General features: G+C 62.3%; 22 protein-coding genes. 10 read left to right on the plus strand and 12 right to left on the minus strand.

The window, feature by feature from the left end:
* Positions 1-5 precede the first annotated feature (5 nt).
* Genes bchM through idi form a run of 10 tightly spaced genes read left to right on the plus strand, consistent with a single transcriptional unit; the run spans position 6 to position 8274 of the window.
* On the plus strand, positions 6-722 hold the full coding sequence (gene bchM / locus IP85_RS01055; RefSeq protein ID WP_054147806.1) for a magnesium protoporphyrin IX methyltransferase: 717 nt from the start codon (positions 6-8) through the stop codon (positions 720-722).
* Complete coding sequence (locus IP85_RS01060; protein WP_082347539.1) at positions 719-2158, plus strand: MFS transporter; 1440 nt, start codon at positions 719-721, stop codon at positions 2156-2158. The genes bchM and IP85_RS01060 overlap by 4 nt, the downstream gene beginning before the upstream one ends.
* A gap of 37 nt (positions 2159-2195) precedes the next feature.
* Positions 2196-2975 (plus strand): photosynthetic reaction center subunit H, encoded by a 780-nt coding sequence (gene puhA / locus IP85_RS01065; RefSeq protein WP_054147807.1) that lies wholly within the window; start codon positions 2196-2198, stop codon positions 2973-2975.
* On the plus strand, positions 2972-3646 hold the full coding sequence (gene puhB / locus IP85_RS01070) for a photosynthetic complex putative assembly protein PuhB (protein WP_054147808.1): 675 nt from the start codon (positions 2972-2974) through the stop codon (positions 3644-3646). The genes puhA and puhB overlap by 4 nt, the downstream gene beginning before the upstream one ends.
* 10 nt (positions 3647-3656) lie before the next feature.
* Positions 3657-4151 carry a photosynthetic complex assembly protein PuhC gene (puhC, locus tag IP85_RS01075; protein ID WP_054147809.1) on the plus strand — a complete coding sequence of 165 codons (495 nt, stop codon included), beginning with the start codon at positions 3657-3659 and terminating at the stop codon, positions 4149-4151.
* Positions 4148-4453, plus strand: coding sequence for a hypothetical protein (locus IP85_RS01080; RefSeq protein WP_082347540.1), 306 nt, complete (start codon positions 4148-4150; stop codon positions 4451-4453). Before puhC ends, IP85_RS01080 begins: the two co-directional genes overlap by 4 nt.
* Before the next feature lie 56 nt (positions 4454-4509).
* Positions 4510-5559, plus strand: a complete 1050-nt coding sequence (acsF, locus tag IP85_RS01085; RefSeq protein ID WP_156322704.1) for a magnesium-protoporphyrin IX monomethyl ester (oxidative) cyclase — start codon at positions 4510-4512, stop codon at positions 5557-5559.
* A gap of 10 nt (positions 5560-5569) precedes the next feature.
* Positions 5570-6469 (plus strand): putative photosynthetic complex assembly protein PuhE, encoded by a 900-nt coding sequence (gene puhE / locus IP85_RS01090; protein ID WP_054147811.1) that lies wholly within the window; start codon positions 5570-5572, stop codon positions 6467-6469.
* Positions 6469-7686, plus strand: a complete 1218-nt coding sequence (hemA, locus tag IP85_RS01095; protein WP_054147812.1) for a 5-aminolevulinate synthase — start codon at positions 6469-6471, stop codon at positions 7684-7686. Before puhE ends, hemA begins: the two co-directional genes overlap by 1 nt.
* A 54-nt stretch (positions 7687-7740) precedes the next feature.
* Positions 7741-8274, plus strand: a complete 534-nt coding sequence (gene idi, locus IP85_RS01100; RefSeq protein ID WP_054147813.1) for an isopentenyl-diphosphate delta-isomerase — start codon at positions 7741-7743, stop codon at positions 8272-8274.
* Positions 8275-8451: 177 nt separating this feature from the next.
* Here the strand turns inward: idi and pufC are convergent, their stop codons facing one another.
* The 12 genes from pufC to IP85_RS01160 all read right to left on the minus strand — a co-directional run bounded on the left by pufC (position 8452) and on the right by IP85_RS01160 (position 19549).
* Positions 8452-9621, minus strand: coding sequence for a photosynthetic reaction center cytochrome PufC (pufC, locus tag IP85_RS01105; protein ID WP_054147814.1), 1170 nt, complete (start codon positions 9619-9621; stop codon positions 8452-8454).
* An 11-nt stretch (positions 9622-9632) separates the two neighbouring features.
* A complete protein-coding gene (gene pufM / locus IP85_RS01110) occupies positions 9633-10532 on the minus strand; it encodes a photosynthetic reaction center subunit M (protein WP_245280788.1) in 900 nt (299 codons plus the stop codon).
* A gap of 79 nt (positions 10533-10611) precedes the next feature.
* Positions 10612-11457, minus strand: coding sequence for a photosynthetic reaction center subunit L (gene pufL / locus IP85_RS01115; protein WP_054147816.1), 846 nt, complete (start codon positions 11455-11457; stop codon positions 10612-10614).
* 99 nt (positions 11458-11556) lie between these two features.
* Entirely contained in the window at positions 11557-11754 is a 198-nt protein-coding gene (gene pufA / locus IP85_RS01120; protein WP_054147817.1) for a light-harvesting antenna LH1, alpha subunit, read from the minus strand.
* A 12-nt stretch (positions 11755-11766) separates the two neighbouring features.
* Positions 11767-11988, minus strand: coding sequence for a light-harvesting antenna LH1, beta subunit (pufB, locus tag IP85_RS01125; protein ID WP_006724822.1), 222 nt, complete (start codon positions 11986-11988; stop codon positions 11767-11769).
* Between the two features lie 116 nt (positions 11989-12104).
* Positions 12105-12338, minus strand: coding sequence for a hypothetical protein (locus tag IP85_RS01130; RefSeq protein WP_054147818.1), 234 nt, complete (start codon positions 12336-12338; stop codon positions 12105-12107).
* 44 nt (positions 12339-12382) lie between these two features.
* Positions 12383-13834, minus strand: a complete 1452-nt coding sequence (bchZ, locus tag IP85_RS01135) for a chlorophyllide a reductase subunit Z (protein WP_054147819.1) — start codon at positions 13832-13834, stop codon at positions 12383-12385.
* Positions 13828-15327 carry a chlorophyllide a reductase subunit Y gene (bchY, locus tag IP85_RS01140; RefSeq protein ID WP_245280789.1) on the minus strand — a complete coding sequence of 500 codons (1500 nt, stop codon included), beginning with the start codon at positions 15325-15327 and terminating at the stop codon, positions 13828-13830. Before bchY ends, bchZ begins: the two co-directional genes overlap by 7 nt.
* Positions 15328-15426: 99 nt before the next feature.
* Positions 15427-16434: a chlorophyllide a reductase iron protein subunit X gene (locus tag IP85_RS01145; protein ID WP_054147820.1), complete on the minus strand. Its 1008-nt coding sequence runs from the start codon at positions 16432-16434 to the stop codon at positions 15427-15429.
* The gene (gene bchC / locus IP85_RS01150; RefSeq protein ID WP_054147821.1) at positions 16431-17369 is read right to left on the minus strand and encodes a chlorophyll synthesis pathway protein BchC; all 939 of its coding nucleotides are present in this window, start codon (positions 17367-17369) and stop codon (positions 16431-16433) included. The genes IP85_RS01145 and bchC overlap by 4 nt, the downstream gene beginning before the upstream one ends.
* A gap of 112 nt (positions 17370-17481) precedes the next feature.
* Entirely contained in the window at positions 17482-18678 is a 1197-nt protein-coding gene (locus IP85_RS01155) for a methyltransferase (protein WP_054147822.1), read from the minus strand.
* Between the two features lie 4 nt (positions 18679-18682).
* On the minus strand, positions 18683-19549 hold the full coding sequence (locus tag IP85_RS01160; RefSeq protein WP_054147823.1) for a polyprenyl synthetase family protein: 867 nt from the start codon (positions 19547-19549) through the stop codon (positions 18683-18685).
* Positions 19550-19618 lie beyond the last annotated feature (69 nt).

Below are 19618 nucleotides of genomic sequence, written 5' to 3' on the forward strand. Positions count from 1 at the left end.
TTGTCATGAGCCAGACCGATTACATCAGACGCACAGGCGAGATCGAACACTACTTCGACCGCACCGCGCTCGATGCCTGGAAGCGGCTGACCGGCGACCAGCCGGTGAGCGGCATTCGCGCCACCGTGCGCAAGGGGCGCGAAGAGATGCGTGGCACGCTTGCTTCGTGGCTGCCGCAGGACCTCACAGGCTGGCGCATCCTCGATGCAGGCTGTGGCTCGGGAGTTCTGTCCTTCGAGCTCATCGCACGTGGTGCCGAAGTCGTCGGCATTGATCTGTCCGCGCAAATGATCGCGCATGCCCGCCAGCGGGCGCATGACCTCGAAGCCGCCCATGGTCGTTTCAAGGGCTCCGTCACCTTCCACAGCGGCGACATGCTCGACCCACGCCACGGGCGTTTCGATGCCGTGGTCGCGATGGATGTACTGATCCACTACCGCCCGGCAGACGCCGTGCGTGTGCTTCACACTTTGGCCGAGCGCACCTCCCGCCAGATGATCTTCACGCTGGCCCCTGGATCCCGCCTGCTGCGGGCGATGCTTGCTGCCGGCAAGGTTTTCCCGCGCGGCAATCGTGCGCCGGCGATCTACCCGGTCGATCCGGAGCGACTCGTCGCACAGATGGTCAACCATCCGGAGTTTGCCCATTGGCAGGCCGGTCGCAGCCACAAGGTTGCCGTCGGCTTCTACACATCGCAGGCCATGGAGGTGATCCGGTCATGACGATCGCTGCCGCCAACCGCAAAATGATCTCGTTCTGGCAGAAGCTCGGAACGCGCTTCATGCCGTTTGCGGATGCTGCGTCGGCGGAGATGCCTTTGTCGAGGTTGTTGCGGCTGTCGCTCTTCCAGATCTCTGCCGGTTGCGTACTCGTCCTTTTGACCGGGACACTGAACCGCGTGCTGATTGTCGAACTCGGCGTTTCCGTCGCGCTCGTCTCGGCGGTGGTTGCCATTCCGGTTCTTGCCGCTCCGCTCAGGCTCCTCTTCGGTTTCCGGTCGGACACCTATAAATCGGTGCTGGGCTGGCGGCGTGTGCCCTATGTCTGGCTCGGCAGTCTGCTGCAGTTCGGTGGTCTCGCGATCATGCCGTTCGCGCTGCTTCTGTTGCAGTCGCAGACGCTTGGCCCTGAATGGGCTGGCGCTGCGGGCGCGAGCCTCGCCTTCATTCTCACCGGCTTCGGCATGCACATGTCGCAGACGGCGGGTCTGGCGCTCGCCAGCGACCTCGTGCCCGAGGAAAAGCGCCCGCGCGTCGTCGCGCTTCTATACTTCATGCTGCTCACCGGCATGATCGGGGCCTCCAGCTTCTATAGCATCTTCCTGGTCGATTTTTCCCCGAAGGTGCTGATCCAGGTCATCCAGGGCACGGCGCTGCTCACCATCATCATCAACGTCATCGCCATCTGGAAGCAGGAAGCCCGCGACGTGCGCCGCTCGGCCGTTGACCGGGATCTGTCGAGCTTCTTCGATGCTCTCGACGATTATCGCAGTGCCCCTGGTGTCATGCGTCTGCTGCTGGCTGTTGCCATCGGATCTGCGGCCTTCTCCATGCAGGACATCCTGCTCGAGCCCTATGGCGGCGAAATCCTCGGCCTCACTGTCGGCGAGACGACGCGCCTGACCGGCATTTGGGCGTTCGGCACCATGGTCGGCTTCGCCTGGGCCGCCCGCAGCCTGCAGCATGGTGCTCAGATGTACCGGGTGGCGGCGCGGGGCTTGCTGATCGGTCTCGGCGCCTTCTCGGCCGTCATCTTCGCCTCGCCGCTCGGCGTCACCGCGCTCTTCCATCTTGGTGCCTTTGGCATCGGGCTCGGCGGCGGACTGTTTGCTGTCGGCACGATGCTCGCCGCAATGGGTATCGCCGAGCGGTCGGACAGTGGCCTCGTCGTGGGCGCCTGGGGTGCCGTGCAGGCCACCGCCATCGGTGCGGCCATGCTGGCCGGCGGCGTGATCAAGAACACGATCAATTCACTGGCGCTCAATGGCTCGCTGGGTGACGTCATGATGACGCCGGCTGCTGGCTATCTGGTCGTCTACAGCTTTGAAATCATTCTCCTCTTTCTGTGCCTGGCGGTTCTCGGTCCACTGACCGGCCGGCGCTATCAGAGGGACTATCTGCAAGACATGCGTTTTGGATTGGCGGAGCTGCCCGGCTGATTGCCGGCAGATGCGCTTTACACGGGAGGGTCTGGATATGACCGGGTCGCTGGTTGGGAATATCGATGTCGCACAAGTGGTGCTCTATGTGTTTTGGCTCTTCTTCGCGGGGCTGATCTGGTATCTGCGCCAGGAAGACCGCCGCGAGGGCTATCCGCTCGAAGAAGATGTCTCGGGCCGTTACAACAAGAGCCCCTGGCTCTTCGTGCCGCCGAAGAAGACCTTCATCCTGCCGCATGGCCAGGGCGTCCGGCATGCTCCTGACTTCAAGCGTGACGAACGCACCTTCTCGAGCCGCCGCATCGCGCCGGCCCCGGGCTATCCGATCGAGCCGGTTGGCAATCCGCTGCTCGCGGGCATCGGCCCCGGCTCCTGGGCCGAACGCTCCGACAAGCCTGACGTGACCGCCCATGGCGATGCCCGCATCGTGCCGCTCCGTGTCGCCGAAGGCTTCGGCCTTGCTGAAGGCGCTGCCGATCCGCGTGGCCTTGCCGTTCTCGGTTGCGACAAGCAGATTGCCGGCACCGTCAAGGATATCTGGGTCGACCGGGCCGAGCATCTGATCCGCTACTATGAGGTGGAACTCGCCGATGGTGGACGCACCGTGCTTTTGCCGAACAACTTCGTCGTCTTCCAGACCGGTCGCGGCAATGTCCGGTATCTCTACGTGCATGCTGTCACCGCCGCGCAGTTCGCCGATGTACCAGCCACCGCTCGTCCGGAACTCGTGACCCTGCTCGAGGAAGACAAGATCGCCGCCTACTTCGGTGCGGGTCTCCTCTATGCGGATCGCTTTCGTCAGGAGCCACTGCTGTGAAACAGTTCGTCACACGAGAACATGAGATCGAGCCGCTGCCAGGCCTTCCAGGCGTGCCTCCGGCCGGCGAAGTCATTCTCTGGCAAGGGCGGCCATCGTCTGCCCTTGTCGCCCGCCATCTTTTGAAAGTCCGCTGGATCGTCGGCTATTTCCTGATCCTCGCCAGCTGGGCCGTGCTTGCCGGCTTGAACGATGGTCAACCTGTCGGCGGCATCGTCTTTTCGGTGGCTGTCCTGACCGCCTTGGCCGGGGTGCTGATCGGCATGATCGAGCTCTTCGCCTGGGCCGTTGAAAAGACGACCCTCTACACGATCACCACGGAGCGCATCGTCATTCGCTTCGGTGTGGCAATTTCGATGACGCTGAACCTGCCGTATCGGCAGGTCGACGGTGTGGCTCTTGCACGGCTTGGCGAAAAGGCGGGCATGATCGCCATTGCCCTTCTGCCAGAGCAGCGCCTGTCCTGGCTCATTCAGTGGCCGCATGTGCGGGGCTTCCGTTTCTCAAGGCCGGAGCCAAGCCTGATCTGCCTGCCCGACGCGGACAAGGTGGCGAATGTGCTGTCGGCCGCGATCGGCCAGTATCGTGGCGCGCGTGCCGAGCAGCCACGGATTATCATGCAAGAGACGGCCGGAAGCGCCATGCCGCCTTCCGTCGTTGCAGCCGAATAGGAGCCGTGTGATGGGATCGGCCTCGCATCTCGGTTACTGGGCGGACCGCAAGGGCAAGACGCCCAATCGTGTGCCTCGCGGCGTGTTTCTTGGTCTTGTCGGTCTCCTTGCTTTCACGGCAGGCGCAATCCTTTTCGGAACAACGACAGGGATCGGGCTCGTCAAGCAGCAGCAGGCTGCACCGATCGCCATCCGCGATCTCACCATCACCCGCACCACTTCAGATTTCGTCGTGGTGAGAGACGCTGCGACTGGCCAGGAGATCGCAAGCTATGCGCCACAGGCCGGTGGCTTTGTGCCAGGCTCCTTGCGCGCATTCGAGCGCATGCGCCAGGTCTCCAAGGTACCGTTCGATACGCCATACCGACTGATCAAGTGGGATGCGGGTGGACTCAGCCTGTCTGATACGGGCACCGGCGAGCGAATCTATCTCGATGCATTCGGCCCGGACAACGTGGCTGCATTTGAAGCCCTTCTGGGCTCACAGGGAGGAGAAAACCAATGAACCCGGTCTTTGCCTTGATGCGACGGAAGGAGACGGTCGATTGTACCGTTGAGATCAACAACACCTTCGAGGCGCTCGGTGCGCACTTACGGTTCGACAACGGCGTGGTGGTCCATCCCGGTGACGAAGTGCAGGTGCATGGCGCACCGGTCTCCATCCCCTATGGCTCCTGCCAGAATTTCCGCCGCAAGGCGACCATCACCCGGGCGGGTTTCCTGGAGCGGGCCTGGACCCGCGCAACCGGGGATCTCGACATGATGGAATTGTGCGAATTCAGCTTCACGGAGAGGGCACTGTCATGAACAACCATGTTTCGCCTGTTGATCTTGCCGATCACGAGCCGACCGTCGAAGAACGCATGGCCGGGGTCAGCGACACGACCCGCAGCGCTCTCGTCTCCACGATGCTGACACCGCGCTTCTACACCACCGATTTCGAGGAGATGGACAAGATCAATGTCGAGCCTGTCAGGGCCGAATGGGACGTGCTGATCGCGCAGATGAAGAGCGATCCGAACCGCGGGCACTTCAAGCGCAACGAACAGTGGGACGATATCGACATCGACGCCCTGCCGGACGATCTTCGCGAGGAGTTCATCGATTTCCTGGTTTCCTCGCTCACCTCGGAATTTTCCGGCTGCGTGCTCTACAAGGAGATGAAGCGACGCGGCAAGAACCAGGAGATCTGCGAGCTCTTCGGCTATATGAGCCGCGACGAGTCGCGCCATGCCGGCTTCATCAATGATGCGCTGAAGGAATTCGGCATCGGCGTGAACATGGGCTTTCTGGCAAAGGCGAAGAAGTACACCTTCTTCAAGCCGAAGTTCATCTACTATGCGACCTATCTCTCCGAGAAGATCGGCTATGCCCGCTACATCACCATTTACCGGCATCTCGAAAAGCATCCGGACAAGCGCTTCCACCCGATTTTCAAGTGGTTCCGTGAATGGTGCAATGACGAATTCTCCCATGGCGAGGCCTTCTCGCTGATCATCCGCTCCGACAAGCGGCTGATGGAGGGCATGAACAAGTACTGGATCAAGTTCTTCCTGCTTGCCGTCTTCGCTACCATGTATGTGCGCGACCACATGCGGCCGGCCTTCCACAAGGGTCTCGGCGTCGATATCGACGACTACGACATGAAGGTCTTCCGGCTGACGAGCGAGATCTCGCGCCAGTGCTTCCCGCTCGTGCTCGATCTCGACAATCCGGCCCTGCATGAAGGCTTCCGCCGGATGGAGCGGATCAACCGCAAGGTCATGGCGGCTGACGCAAAGGGTGGCCTCTCGGGCAAGATCGCCAAGGGTTTCTGGTCGGCGGCCGCAACGGTCAATTTCGTCCGGATGTATGCGATCCCGACCAAGTCGAACGCCATCCCGGCGACGTCCCGCCTGCAGCCGGTCTGGTGAGGAGATTGCCATGACCTTCACGCACCCGCTCGCTGTCGTTCTGGTCGCCATCTCCGTATGGTGGCTTTCGACCGGGCTGGTGCTCGCCATGGTCAACCGATCCGACGGGCCGCGGCGCAGGGGCCTTGTTCTGATGGGGCTGATGACCGTGATCGGCGCATTCGGTTTCGGGCTGATGCTCTGGGGCGCACAGGAGCCGACGGTGTTCGGCTCCTATGTCGGCTTCTTCGGAGCGCTGCTCGTCTGGGCTTGGCACGAGGCTGCTTTCCTGACAGGGCTACTGACAGGACGACGGACGGGTGAGTGCCCGCCAGGGCTGACCGGCTTCAGCCGATTCCGGGCGGCCTGGGAGGCAGTCAGCGATCACGAGATCGCCATTCTGGTGACCGCGATTGCCTTGTGGTTAACGCTCGAGGGATCGGCCAATCTCTTCGGGCTCGCCGCCTTCGGTTTGCTCTGGGGTATGCGGATCTCCGCCAAGCTGGTGATCTTCCTCGGCGCACCGCATGCCGTCAGCGAGCTGATGCCGAAGGGTATCCGCCATCTCAAAAGCTATTTCAAGACCGACCGGATGACGCCGCTGTTTCCGATCTTTCTGGCGATCGCGGCCGGCATCTTTGCCGTCCTCGTCGTCGGTGCCAACCGCGCGACACATGCGCATTCGGTGGTCGGACACACATTGCTCGCCACCTTCATGGCGCTTGCCATCGTTGAGCATCTGGTTCTCGTCCTTCCCGTCTCGGACACGGCGCTCTGGCGCTGGGCGATGGCGCGCCAGGATCGGGCCAATCTTGCCATCCGCCCTGCGGCGGACGGCGTTTCCGCACTCAAGGAGGGTGGGCCGGTGTCCGTGCCGCACACCTCCTGGACAGCAATTGCAAAAGACACGATCGGGAAGAGGAAAGACTGATGACTGTTTTCCAGCACATGGAAGAGGCGCTTGCCGGCCTGCATACTGCCGGCAATTACCGCGTGTTCGCGGATCTTGAGCGTCACTGCTCGGCCTTTCCGAAAGCCGCGTTTCACCATGGTGACGGGACGGCCCGCGACGTCACCGTCTGGTGCTCGAACGATTATCTCGGCATGGGCCAGAACCCGCTCGTTACGGAACGGATGATCGAGGTTGTGCGCAAGTGCGGCGCCGGTGCCGGCGGCACGCGCAACATCTCCGGTACCAATCATTATCATGTCCTGCTCGAGCAGGAGCTGGCGGACCTGCATGGCAAGGAAGGCGCGCTGATCTTCACATCAGGTTACGTGTCCAACTGGGCAGCGCTCGGCACGCTGCTCGCAAAGATCCCCGGCATCATCTGCTATTCGGACTCGCTCAATCACGCCTCGATGATCGAAGGCATCCGTCATTCCCGCTGCATCAAGCGGCAGTTCCGGCACAATGACTACAAGCATCTGCGCGAGCTGATGGCGGCCGACGATCCGGCCGCGCCGAAACTGGTCGCCTTCGAGAGCGTTTACTCGATGGACGGCGATATCTCGCCGATCAAGGAGATCTGCGATGTCGCCGACCAGTTCGGTGCCCAGACCTATCTCGACGAGGTGCATGCGGTCGGCATGTACGGGCCGCGCGGCGGTGGCGTGGCTGAGCGCGAAGGCCTCATGGACCGGTTGACGGTCATCGAGGGGACGCTTGGCAAGGCTTTCGGCGTCATGGGCGGCTATATCACCGGTCCCGCCGTGCTGGTGGATTTTGTTCGCTCCTTTGCGTCAGGCTTCATCTTCACCACCGCGATCCCGCCGGCGCTTGCGGCTGGGGCGACTGCGTCGATCCGCCATCTCAAGGAAAGCCCCTTCGAGCGCCATATGCATCAGGCGACGGTCGCGAAGGTCCGGCGGGCGCTCGACGTGCGGGGTATCCCGCACATGCACAACCCGAGCCACATCGTGCCCGTCATGGTCGGTAATGCGGCCAAGTGCAAATGGATCTCGGACGTGTTGCTCGACGACTTCGGCATCTATGTCCAGCCGATCAACTATCCCACGGTCGCCGTTGGCAAGGAAAGACTGCGCATTACACCGACGCCGCTTCACACAGACGCGGATATCGAACACCTTGCCGAAGCGCTCTGTTCGCTGTGGTCGAAATGTGCATTGGCCAGGGCGGTTGCCTGAGGATTACAAAAGCCGTATCGGCACGGCGCAGCCAGGAGTTTGGAGCCGGACAGGATGACGGACAGCATTTACATTCCGGCGATTGCCGGCGACGGATCGCTCTATCCGATCGAAAAGATGCAGGCTCATCTCGATGGCCAGCTGCATCTGGCCGTGTCCGTCTTCGTCTTCGACGGTGACCTGTTGCTCATTCAGAAACGTGCATCGACGAAGTATCACTGCGCCGGACTCTGGGCGAATACCTGCTGCACCCATCCCCATTGGGACGAAACGGTCGAGGACTGCGCTGAGCGCCGCCTGACCGAAGAGCTCGGGTTTACCTTATCGCTCACTCGCCATCAGACCGTGGAATACGCTGCCGATGTGGGCCAAGGGCTGAAGGAGCACGAGCGTGTGACGCTGTTCAGCGCCCAGGTCGACAGCCGGACACTGCAGATCGCGCCTGTGGAAGGTGAAGTCGAGGAGACCCGCTGGATTGGCCCTCGTGAGTTGATGCGCGAGGTGCTCGAGCGTCCGCAGGATTTCACACCTTGGTTTCGCATCTACTTGCAGCGCTTTCCGGGCTTGAGTTTCGCCGAAGCTGCCTGATACCCACACCGATCCCCCATCTCTCCTCATCTCAAACATAGTCAGCATCGGTAGCCTGAAGGTTACCGATGCTGACTATGTTTGCTGTGGTGGTACTACAAGCAGACGGGCGAAACGCGCAAAAGGAAAGGGAGCCCGAGAGCTCCCCTTCCCCATGCGGCCCGCCTTGGGAGGCCGTCAATCGCTGGCGGTCTGGTTCTCGGCCGGTAGCACTGCAGCGGCCGTCTGAGAGGTTGTCTTCATCGGCAGTGCACTGCTCTGCTCCGCCGGTGCCATCCGTTGGGTCACGCCCGGCTGATAGGTCGTGAAGTCCGGCACCGTGATCGGGCCCTTCTTGGCCAGGGAGTCGACATAGTCCTGGAGCATCGAGACACCGTAGAGCGGCTTCTGCACACCGGCATGGCAGGTTGCGCAGCCGACCTTGAAGACATCGCCTTCCGGTCCCTTGCGGGTGTCAGGGAAGACCGGCGTCAGGCCAACCATGTAGTTGGCGTTGATGTCGCGGGTCATGCGGATGCCGTGCCAGGCGGTTACGCGCTGCGGTGGGCTTTCATCCCAGGCATTGAAGGCTCTGGAGTTGTGGCAGGTGGTGCAGTTCACGCCGAGCGATTCCGACATGTGCATCATCAGTGACCAGGTGGCTTCGGTTTCCTTCGTCCCGGCGAGGTTGGTGCCGGTCGGCAGAGCCGTCGTCGAATGAACACGGATCTGCTCGGCTTCGAGAAGGTAGTCCTTCAGCACGTTCTGTGGCAGGGACGAATTGCCTGCGAACTTCGCCACGACATTCTGGCCCGCGCGGTTCTGGGTCATGCCGCCGGCCGGCTTGGGCTCCAGATCCTCGTACCAGTAGTTGGCGGGGATCGCCTGGCCACGGTGACAAGTGTAGCAAGTGGCGCCAACCTGACCGACATGGGCAGTCCAATCGACATTGATCGCCTGAGTCATCTGGATCATGCGGCGGGAGACAACTTTCTGGTAGACCTCGTCGGATGCGAGGTTTTCCGGATTATGGCAGTAGTTGCAACCCACTTCAGGCGCGATCCATTCGGTGATCGAGGCCATAAACTGGTTGAACTGGTCGTCCGACAGATCGCCGAGGATCTGCACATTTTCGTAGATGTCGCCTGCCCTGTCGCCCGCGGGGTCGGCTTCCCATGGAGCTGGCGGCACGACGTTCGCCAGCTTCAGTGCTTCCTGCTTTTCGACATCCCGGTGGACATACATACCGGTACCGCGAAAGCCGATCTGTTCGCTCTCGACGGGCGGAGCATCCCAACCGGCGCCGACGAAGCTTGCGATTGTCAGCAATGAACCGGCGGAGACGGCGAAGGGAATCCAGAGTTTCATCGTCGTTCTCCTCAAAGCGCCGGGTCGACGACGCCGGGATAGCCCGGCAGCGGGGACACGATCCCGTGGTTGATGCCCCAAAGGTACCAGTTGTCGACAACGGTGCCTGTCAGCAGGATGCCGATGCCGCCGGTGATCGGGGTCAGAATGGCGAACCACCAGGCCCAGCGGTGGACCGATTCCATGGTGGCGTTGAAGCCCATGGTCCATCTCCAGAAGAGGGCTGCGCGTTCGGAAGCGGTGCCGCGATCGGTGATCTGTTCCAGTTCGCGTTCACCACCATACTTGCCGACGGCCAGGATCGTCGCGCCATGCATCGCAAAGAGCAGCACGGAGCCGTAGAGGAAGACGATCGAGAGGCAGTGGAACGGATTGTAGTAGAGGTTGCCGTAGCGGATCGAGAAAGCAGCCGTCCAGTCGAGATGCGGGAAGATGCCGAAGGGCACGGCTTCCGAGAAGTTGCCCATCAACAGTGGACGAATGAAACCGAGCACCAGGAACAGCCAGATTGCGGCTGCAAAGGCCCAGGCTACATGAGTCCCCATCTCCAGCTGGCGTGCCCGACGATAGACGCGCACCCACCACAAAAGGACCGACATGGTCAGGAAGAAGCCTGCGATCAGCCACCAGCCACCTTCCGCGAGCGGCGGCAGGACCTTCAGGCCGTATTGTGCAGACGGCGGTTCTAGACCCAGCCAGAAGAGCTGGCGGACGAACTGGATCGGATCCCAGCCGACCGAAGCCAGCATGTTGAGGCCGATGATCTCAAAGGCAATGAAGCCGAAGACCAGCGACAGTGTGCCGAGCCAGCCGAGATAGATCGGTCCGATCTGGGCATTGCCGATGATACCGAACAGGCGGACGAAGATCGGTTTGCCGGTGCGCGGGCTGTCGCCTGCGGGAAGGGGCATGCCTTCTTCCGCTGGACCGCTGACCTGGATCGGCGTGATGATGTTTTGATATTGCGCTAAGAACATGGTCCGGTCCCCCTCAGTTCCAGATCGGCAGCGTCAGCCACCAGTTCCACCATTGCGGCCAGCCCTGGTTCCAGAACGGTCCGCTGATGACGATGCAGACGGCGCTCCAGAAGCCCGCGTTCAGCGCCAGGATGAGGCCGAGGCGGTGGATGCCCAGCGTGCCGATCGAGTAGCCGATGATGTCGCGGAAGAATGTGTCTTCGTATTCCGGCGTCTTCACCTCTGCCTGCTTTCCGGCTTCGGTGATCGATGAACCTGGATTGGCAGCGGACAGGATGAGGCCACCATGCAGGGAGAGCGCCAGCGTCGTGGTGAAGAAGAAGGTCACCGCGATCATGTGCGCCGGATTGTAATGGAAGTGCAGATATTGGTAGCCGACGTTCGAAACCCAGTCGAGGTGGCTGAAGATGCCGTAGGGAAAACCATGTCCCCAGGCGCCGAGCAGCAGCGGACGGAAAACGACGAGCGTCGCATAGGCGAAGATCGCGACGGAGAAGGCGAAGGGTACGTGGTAGCCCATGCCGAGCTTGCGGCAGATCTCCACTTCACGCAGGGCCCAAGATATGAACGCGCCCAACGCGCAGACGGTAACTATCTGCCAGAGGCCGCCTTCCTTGAGTGGCGCCAGCGCTAGACCGTAGGATAGGTCGGGTGGCGCGATCGAGATCCGCCAGATGTTCCAGGTCGGACCGATGGCCGCGCCATAGACCAGAAGTGCAGTCCCGAGGATCGCGAAGAATGCCGTGGTGACGCCGAAGAACCCTACATAGAAGGGTCCTACCCAGAAATCGAAGAGATCGCCCCCGAGCAGTGTCCCGCCTCGTACGCGATATTTGCGTTCAAAACTCAGCAGCGCCATGTTCGTTTCCTCCAGAGGTGATCAGCCAGGCGGCGTTGTCGGGTCGTGCCGTTTGGCGGCGGGCGAGACCGAGGTGCCGCCCGCTGCCGTCTTGGTTCTTCAGCCAATGAGCCGGAAATCCACGCCTTCAGAGTGGGACTGCTCGACAGAGCTGGTCGTGAGGGGCTTGCCCTCGAACCAGTTGTAGCGGTCCGTGCTCAGCAGGATGAAGTGGATCAGGATCGCTAGCGTGAACAGGAATACAGACAGTGCAACCAGCGCCTTGCGCGGGTCGAACATAAGCCAGACTCTCCACATATCGCGTCCTCCTCAGGTCAACATCGGCAGAAGCGTGAGAGCCGTCTGGTTAATGCCCTCGAGAGAGCTGTAACCTTCCGGACCCGGGATCCAGGGACGCCACATCCAGACCAAGATATGCGCGACGATGGCAATCGCCGTGAATATCATGAAGCCTTGGATGAAGAATCCATGGACCTCGCGCGCTTCGCTTTCGGTCAGACCCGAAAGTGAAACATTTGATGTTTCAGCCATCAAATTCACCTCCTAGTCTCGAACACCGCGGCGCCCCCGCGGCGGGGTTTCGGGAGGTCTTTGAAAAGACCTGCCGGGTTTCTGCCGGTGTCGAGAACACCGGCAAAGGGATCGGGTCACGCGTGGAAGGCGTAACCGGCAGCTGCATAGGCCGAGGAGCGAGCCTCGGCGAAGATCGATTGAGCTGGCCGCTCGGCGGCCTCTTCCGCATGGCCGGTCATGCGCGACGCGACGGCCGCGAACAGGCAGAGCGGATAGAGTAGCAGGTAGAGGCGCCGCATGTTCTGGCGCTCGGACTGGCGGTCGCGATGTCGACGCAGGTCCTGATCGGATCGGGTTGCAGTGACCATGGCTTTGCCTCCAGTTGTCCCGTTGATGGGTCTCGTTCCGATGTTCATGCGTAGGCTCCCTCTAGGCGGGCGGCCGTTTCGACATGATCGCGGGTAACTTCGTTATTTTCGGCGCGGCGGGCTTCGCGTTCCGCTGCTTCCCGCAGCCGCTTGGCGGCCGAGATGCGGACGAGGACCGGCTCGTTGCCGATGAATTTTTCGAGCGATGCCTGGGCATCGGAATGCCAGGCCATTTCCGTGCGCGGGCGGGCCGTCGTCGCCTCGATCGCGTCCAATTCTCCGGCGCGCGGCAGGATATCGAACAGCATGTCGAAAAGCGCGTTGCAGACTTCCTGGATCAGCCAGGCCGCACCCGAATAACCCATGACAGGTGTGCCGGGATGGCGGCGCACGATGGCGCCGGGATAGGACAGCTGCACGAACTTGCCGCGGGCCCCGCGCTCGGCCATGTACATGCGCTCGTTGAACGAGCCGAACATGATCATCGGCGGTTTCTTGGCGGTCAGTTCCGCAACCTCGATATTGTCAGTCTTCGATCCGGCCTTGCGCGGGATCGCGAAGTTGCAGGGCAGGCCCATTTCCTCTTCGAGGAAATTGCGGATGCCGCGCACATAGGTCTCGTTTGCGACGATCGCGAAGCTCGCGGTCGCGAAGAAGTCCTGGGTGACGGAGCGCCAGAGATCCCAGAGCGGCTTCAGCGTCGTGTGCTTTTCCTTCAAAATGAAGGGTTCAGGGTCGAGCCCGAGCATGTCGCCGAGTTCGCGCAGGAAGGCCGTCGTCGAATGGATGCCGATCGGTGCCTGCAGATACGGGCGGTCGAGCGTTTCACAGAGCAGGCGGCCGAATTCGCGGTAGAGGCAGATATTGGCATCGGCATCGGCGAGCTTGCGGACGTCTTCGAGATGGCTGCCCAATGGGAAGACCATGTTGATTTCGGCGCCCAGTCCCTCGACGAGACGGCGGATTTCCGCCAGATCCGAAGGCATGTTGTAGGTGCCGTAGATCGGGCCGATGATGTTGACGCGGGGCTTTGCGCCTTCCGGACGTCTGCGCGGTGCGGGCACCTTGCCGCCCTTGGGGCCGAATTCTGTCCAGAGCCATTTCAGGGCGCGGTCGGCGCTCTGCCACTGGTCTTCGTCGATCGTGCGGGGCAGGAAGCGGACGATGTTGGAACCTTCCGGCGTCACGCCACCACCGATCATCTCGGCGATCGAGCCGGTAACGACGACGGCCGGCAAATCAGGATCGAGCGCGAGACGCGCCCGCTTCATCGCACCTTCCGTGCCATGTTGACCGAGTTCGTCTTCGGAAAGACCCGACACGACGATCGGCAGCTCGTGCGGAGGCAGGGCGTCGGTGTAGTGGAGGACCGAGGTGACCGGCAGGTTTTCGCAGCCCACCGGGCCGTCGATGATCACCTGGAGACCCTTAATCGCGGTGAAGGCATAGACACTGCCCCAGTATCCGCCGGCTCTGTCGTGGTCGAGGATCAGCATCCGACACTCTCCCCATTGTCGACGGCGTTGCGGGACTGCTTGACCTTGGCGGCGAATTTCTTGCGATAGGCGCTGCGATCTTCCGGCACGTCTTCCCAGATACCGGCGCCATCGCCCTGGCCTACGCCTTCAAAGAAGGCGTTCATGGCGAGGAAGCGGTCCTTGTTGCCGATCGCGGCGTTGATCACGGCGGGCAGCGAGGCGACGCCGGCCGGACCCATGAGTGGGCGGGCGGAAATCAGGTTGGTGAAGTAGAGGGCAGGGGTGGCGCTCTCCTTGGCCTTCTGCACCACGGGGGTCGTGCCGATGGCGAGGTCCGGCTTGAACTCATGGAAGGCGGCGAGGTCCTGCTCCAGCGATGCGCGGAAGCGCAGCTGCACACCATGCGCGGCAAGCCATTCGGCGTCTTCACTGTTGTAAGGCGTCTTCGGACAGGCAGTGCCGACATAGCGCAGGTCTGCGCCGAGTTCGACGAGCAGGCGTGCGACCAGCAGTTCGGAGCCTTCGTAGCCTGACAGCGTGATGCGGCCGTTGATCTTGTGCTCGGCGAGTGCTGCCTTGATTGCGCCGCGCATGGCATTGCGGCTGATATTGGTCTTCGCCTCCGGGACGTTGCAGCTGTCGCCGATCGCCTTCAGCCAGGCATCGGTACCGTCGATACCCACAGGGGCCGATCCGACGATCGGACGACCGGCCGCCTGGAATTCGCGGATGCTTGCCGTGTAGAAGGGATGGATCGCAGCCACAGCGGCGCAGTCGAGAGCAGAATAGAGCTCGCGCCATTCGCGGACGGGAACGGTCGGGCCGGCAGCAAGGCCCATGGGTTCCAGCATGCCGCCGATCACAACTGGATCGACCGGGAACATTTCGCCGAGCAGTGTGACTGTTGGCCTGTCCTTCAGTCCACCACGCGGACGCTGAACCGGGCCTTCGCCGATTTCCTGGCGGGCATAGGCGAGCATCGCGCCTGACAGAACGTCCTTGGCTTCCGCATGGGTCGGGACACCAAAGCCGGGGACGTCAATCCCCACGATACGGACGCCATCGATTTCGCGTGGCAGCATGCGGAGCGGCACGCCCGAGGCCGAGGGGACGCAGAGGTTGGTGACGACGACGGCGTCGAACTTCTCCGGATCCGCCATCTGGTGCACGGCCTCGACGATGTCCTCGTATAGTTTGCCGGTGACGAGCGTTTCGGAGGAGAAGGGCACATAGCCGACCGAGCGCTTCGCGCCGTAGAAATGCGAGGTGAAGGTCAGGCCGTAGACGCAGCAGGCAGAGCCCGAGAGGATCGTGGCGACACGGCGCATACGCAGGCCGACGCGGAGCGAGCCGAAGGCCGGGCACATGGATTGCGGCTGATCATGAGGGCCCTTGGGATAGTCCGCCTCGAAGCGATCCATCAGTTCGCCTTGGCCAGCGGCACGGGCCGCTGCCTTGGAAAGCTCGACGCCGCCATGGCATCCAATGCCGTTTGTGTCTGCGGTCGCCATGTCGCCAAGGACGGCGGCATCGTTGCCGACGGGAGCGATCCCGCCAGCGTCGTCCAGCTCGAATTCCTTGCGCAGGTCATCCATGATGTTCACCCGATCTCACACGTTGTCGTAGACGACTTCCAGCGACGGCCGTTTCAGCGCGCCCGTGGCGCACATGTCTTCCGGCAGGGCTGGCTGGAGCTTGTAATCGGCGCCTGTTTCGCTGGCGTCGAAGAGGCCGAGCAGGCCATCCTGGTCGAGCGGCTTCGGGAGGATCGGCGGCGCTTCGGCCAGATTGATCGAGAGCGCCTCGAAGAGGGGACCCCAATGGCTCTCATGCGTGCCGATGATCTGATAATTCGCGCTCTTGCGCCTGATGTCGTCGTCCTGCGGGATCGAGGCGAGCACCGGGATGCCAACGGCGTCCGCAAAGGCTTGGGCTTCACCCGTACCGTCATCCTTGTTGATGACGAGACCCGCGACGCCGACATTGCCGCCGAGATTGCGGAAGTATTTCACCGCCGAGCAGACATTGTTCGCGACATAGAGTGACTGCAGGTCGTTCGAGCCGACGACGACGACCTTCTGGCACATGTCGCGGGCGATCGGCAGGCCGAAGCCGCCACAGACCACGTCGCCGAGGAAGTCGAGCAGGATGAAGTCGAAGTCCCAGTCATGGAAGCCGAGTTTTTCCAGCGTTTCGAAGCCGTGTATGATGCCGCGGCCACCACAGCCACGGCCGACTTCCGGTCCGCCGAGTTCCATGGCGAAGACGCCATCACGTTTGAAACAGACATCCGAGATCGAGACTTCCTGGCCGGCTTCCTTACGGCGCGAGGCCGTCTGGATGATGGTCGGGCAGGCGCGGCCGCCGAAAAGCAGAGAGGTTGTGTCGCTCTTCGGATCGCAGCCGATCAGCAAGACCTTCTTGCCGAGCTGGGCCAGCATGTAGGAAAGATTGGCGAGCGTGAAGCTCTTGCCGATGCCACCCTTGCCGTAGATCGCGATGATCTGCGTATCCTTGGTCACCTTGCCGGTCGCCGGGGCATCGGGTTCGATGGCGGCTTCGTCACGAAGGTTCTCCTGCAGGCGCTCCAGGCCGTCTTGTGCGGGGTCGAGGCTCATGCGGCATTCCTCCAGTCGATGATCATTTTCAGGCAGTCGGGGTCTTTGAATGCGGTCCGATAGGCCGAGGCCGCATTCGATGGGTCGGAATGGTGGGTAATCAGGCCGCCTAAGGAGAGGCGCCCGGAGTCGACAAGGGCGAGCACCGCCTGGACATCCGCCGGCGTAAACTCCGCGGAGATGGCGATGGAGGCTTCCTTCATGAAGGCCGCCGGGAAGGCGAAGTCGAGCCGTTCGCCATAAAAGCCCGCGAGCACGAGTTCTCCGCGCCGGTTGAGGCGCGCGATGGCCTTGTCGACAACGCTGGGATCGCCGCTTGCATCGATGATGGCGTCGTGACGCTGGTCGCCGGCGGCCTCCGGTGTCTCGACGACATATCCGGTCGCTCCATCGCGGCGGGCAAGGCGTGTCTCCCAGACGGTCGGGGCCGAATGCCCGGTTGCCATGACAATCCGGGCGATCAGGCGGCCGAGGACGCCATGGCCGATGACAAGTGTGGCTGGATGTGCCGACCGACAGACGGCGTGGTGTGCGGTTGCCGCCAGCGCAAGCAGGGCCGCCTCTTCCGCGTGCTCAAATTGGGTCTTGACGGTGCGGGCACCGGGAACCACGAGCCTTGCGGCGCTGGCACCGAACAGTCCGGCAGCATCTTCATAACAATTGGCGCCCGGGACGAAGACCTGATCTCCGACGGAGCGGCCGGAGTCTGGCCCGGCCTCAACCACCGTGCCAACCGTCTCATAGCCTGGGACGAGGGGATAACGCATGCCCGGAAAGGCTGGCATGGTGCCGTCGTAGAGCAACTTCTCTGTGCCACTCGAGACGCCGCTGAAGCAGGACTCGACAACCACGTCCGACGCCTCGGGCGCACGGAGCGCCAATCGCCTGACGGCGAGTATTCCCGGTTTTTCAAAGACGATGGCTGAACTGCGCATTGTCGTGCCCTCCCCGGACACGGGATGCTTTCTGCTCCCAATTGTCATCTTAAGATTACGCATCAAAGTGTCAATCAAAATTTACACTTGGGGCTGTGAAGTTCACCAACATTCAGCGCTTGGCGATCACAAGGCCTGCCAGGAGGGGATTTGTTGTGGTGGCAACCTTCGCGCCGGCGAAGCCGCTACGGGCCAAGAGTGCGATGATTTCACTGGCGGTCCGGCAGCGGCCGGATCCCATGGCGGTGAAATAGCTGGTGAAATAGATGGCTGCGAGGTTGGGGCCGTCCGTATTGCCGGCCATGGCTTCCGCGACCAGGAGATGGGTGCCGGGTGCGAGATGCCGGTGCAGGTTGGCAAGGATCTTCAGGACGCGGTCGTCATCGTGATCGCAGAGAATCCGGACCAGCGTTACGCAGTCCTGGTCGGCCGGAATGGGATCGCGCGTGAAATCACCGGGGTGCAGTCTACTGCGGGTCAAAAGACCGCGCTCCTGCAGGTGGCGGGTTGCAAGCTGTGTGACCGCGGGCAGATCGAACAGCGCGAGCCGTGTCGCGGGATGCCGCGCGCCAATGGCTGCGAGGAATGCGCCTTCGCCGCCGCCGAAATCGAGGACGGATCGGTATTGGCCGAAGTCATGGGATGCCAGGAGGCAGTCGGCCAGCATCGTCTGGCTCTCGCGCATCAGGGCGGAGTAGGGCGCAGCCTCCTCGTTGCCGATGCTGGCGGGGTCGCCGCCCCTCACATAAGCCCAGTAGCGGCGCAGTTCCGTGTCGCTGTGATCGCCACGCCAAAAGGCGGGCGCATCGGCGAGATCACGGTATAACATGTCATGGTGCCGGATCATCTCCCGCAGACCGCGATCGGCGGCGAGCACCGTGCCGGCATCCGAGAGCAGCCAGAGATCAGGGGCGAGGCTGACGACGAGATCGAGCCGTCTTGCCTGCTCGAGCAGACGCCGCATGGCGTCCGACGGCATGCCGCAGCGGGCAGCAATTGCATTCGTGGACAATGCCTCGCCGTCCAGGGCCTCGAAGATCCCGACACCCACACAGGCAGACAGGATCTGGGTGTGGACGAAGCCTGTTGTCAGGCGAAACAGATGATTGGCCTTGCGGTTGGCGATCTGCCGCAGCAGCGGCATCCGCGAAACGAACGCGCGGAAGCGGGGCGAGGCGATTTGGCGGCTTCGCCAGAGACGAAGACCGATCGCCACCGACTGCAGGAGGCTTTGTCGAGGCTCCCCTCGCGCCTCGCTGGTGCGGATCGGCGGGCTGGCATCGAAGCCTCTTCCGCCTCCGGTGTCCATGACCTTACGCCGCGCTGGTGGCGAGCGTTTTCGGCATCAGCCGTGTCGCTTCGTTGCGGATCATTGCGCGGAAAGCTTCCGCACCGGGGCAGTCGGGCACGCTCTCGACGGCCTCGGTGACAAGACGCTTCAGGCGAACCAGCGCCGCTTCGAGGCCGATGCTGGCGACGATGTTCGGCTTGCCATTGCGGCTGTCCTGTCCGGCCGGCTTGCCGGCGTCGGACTGTCCCACCGCGTCATAGAGGTCGTCGGCCACCTGATAGGCAGCGCCGAGCGCGTCTGCGAGCACCAGCCATTCCCTCGGATTGCCGCCCGAGGCGATCGCGCCGGTCGACACGGCACCGCTGAACAGCGAGGCGGTCTTGGCGCGATGATAAGCGGTGATGTTGATTTCGGGTTCGCTTTCCCAGGCCTGGCCGGCCACGAGGCCATAGGGGCTGCCCACAGCATTAGCGATGGTGGCGATCATTGGTGCGGTCAGAAGCGGTGTCTGCTGTGTTTCCCGGGCGACCGTCTCGAAAGCTGCGATGATTAGGCCGTCGCCGACAAGAAGCGCGATCTCTTCACCGAATTGGGCATGTACGCTCGGCGCGCCTCGACGCGTCAGCGCATTGTCGAAGCATGGCATGTCATCATGCACGAGGGATGCGCAATGCAGGAGTTCGATGGCCACGGCAGCACTGTCGGCGGCATTCGGCTCACGGTCACCGCAGGCGGCCGCGACCGCAAGGCAGAGCCGAGGCCTGATACGCGCACCTCCGGGAAACACCGCATGCCGAAGGGCTTTCGCCAGGATGGGTGGGCATCCATTGGCGGTCGCATAACGCAGGGCGCGCTGCATGCCGGTTTCGATGCGCTCGGGGAAATCCATTGGGTTGACCTCCGGAGAATGCGCTGTTGTAAAATTTGCGCAACTCAATAATGTGTAAATCAAGATTGA

It is taken from the genome of Rhizobium sp. AAP116, assembly GCF_001295785.1.
GTDB lineage: Bacteria > Pseudomonadota > Alphaproteobacteria > Rhizobiales > Rhizobiaceae > Allorhizobium.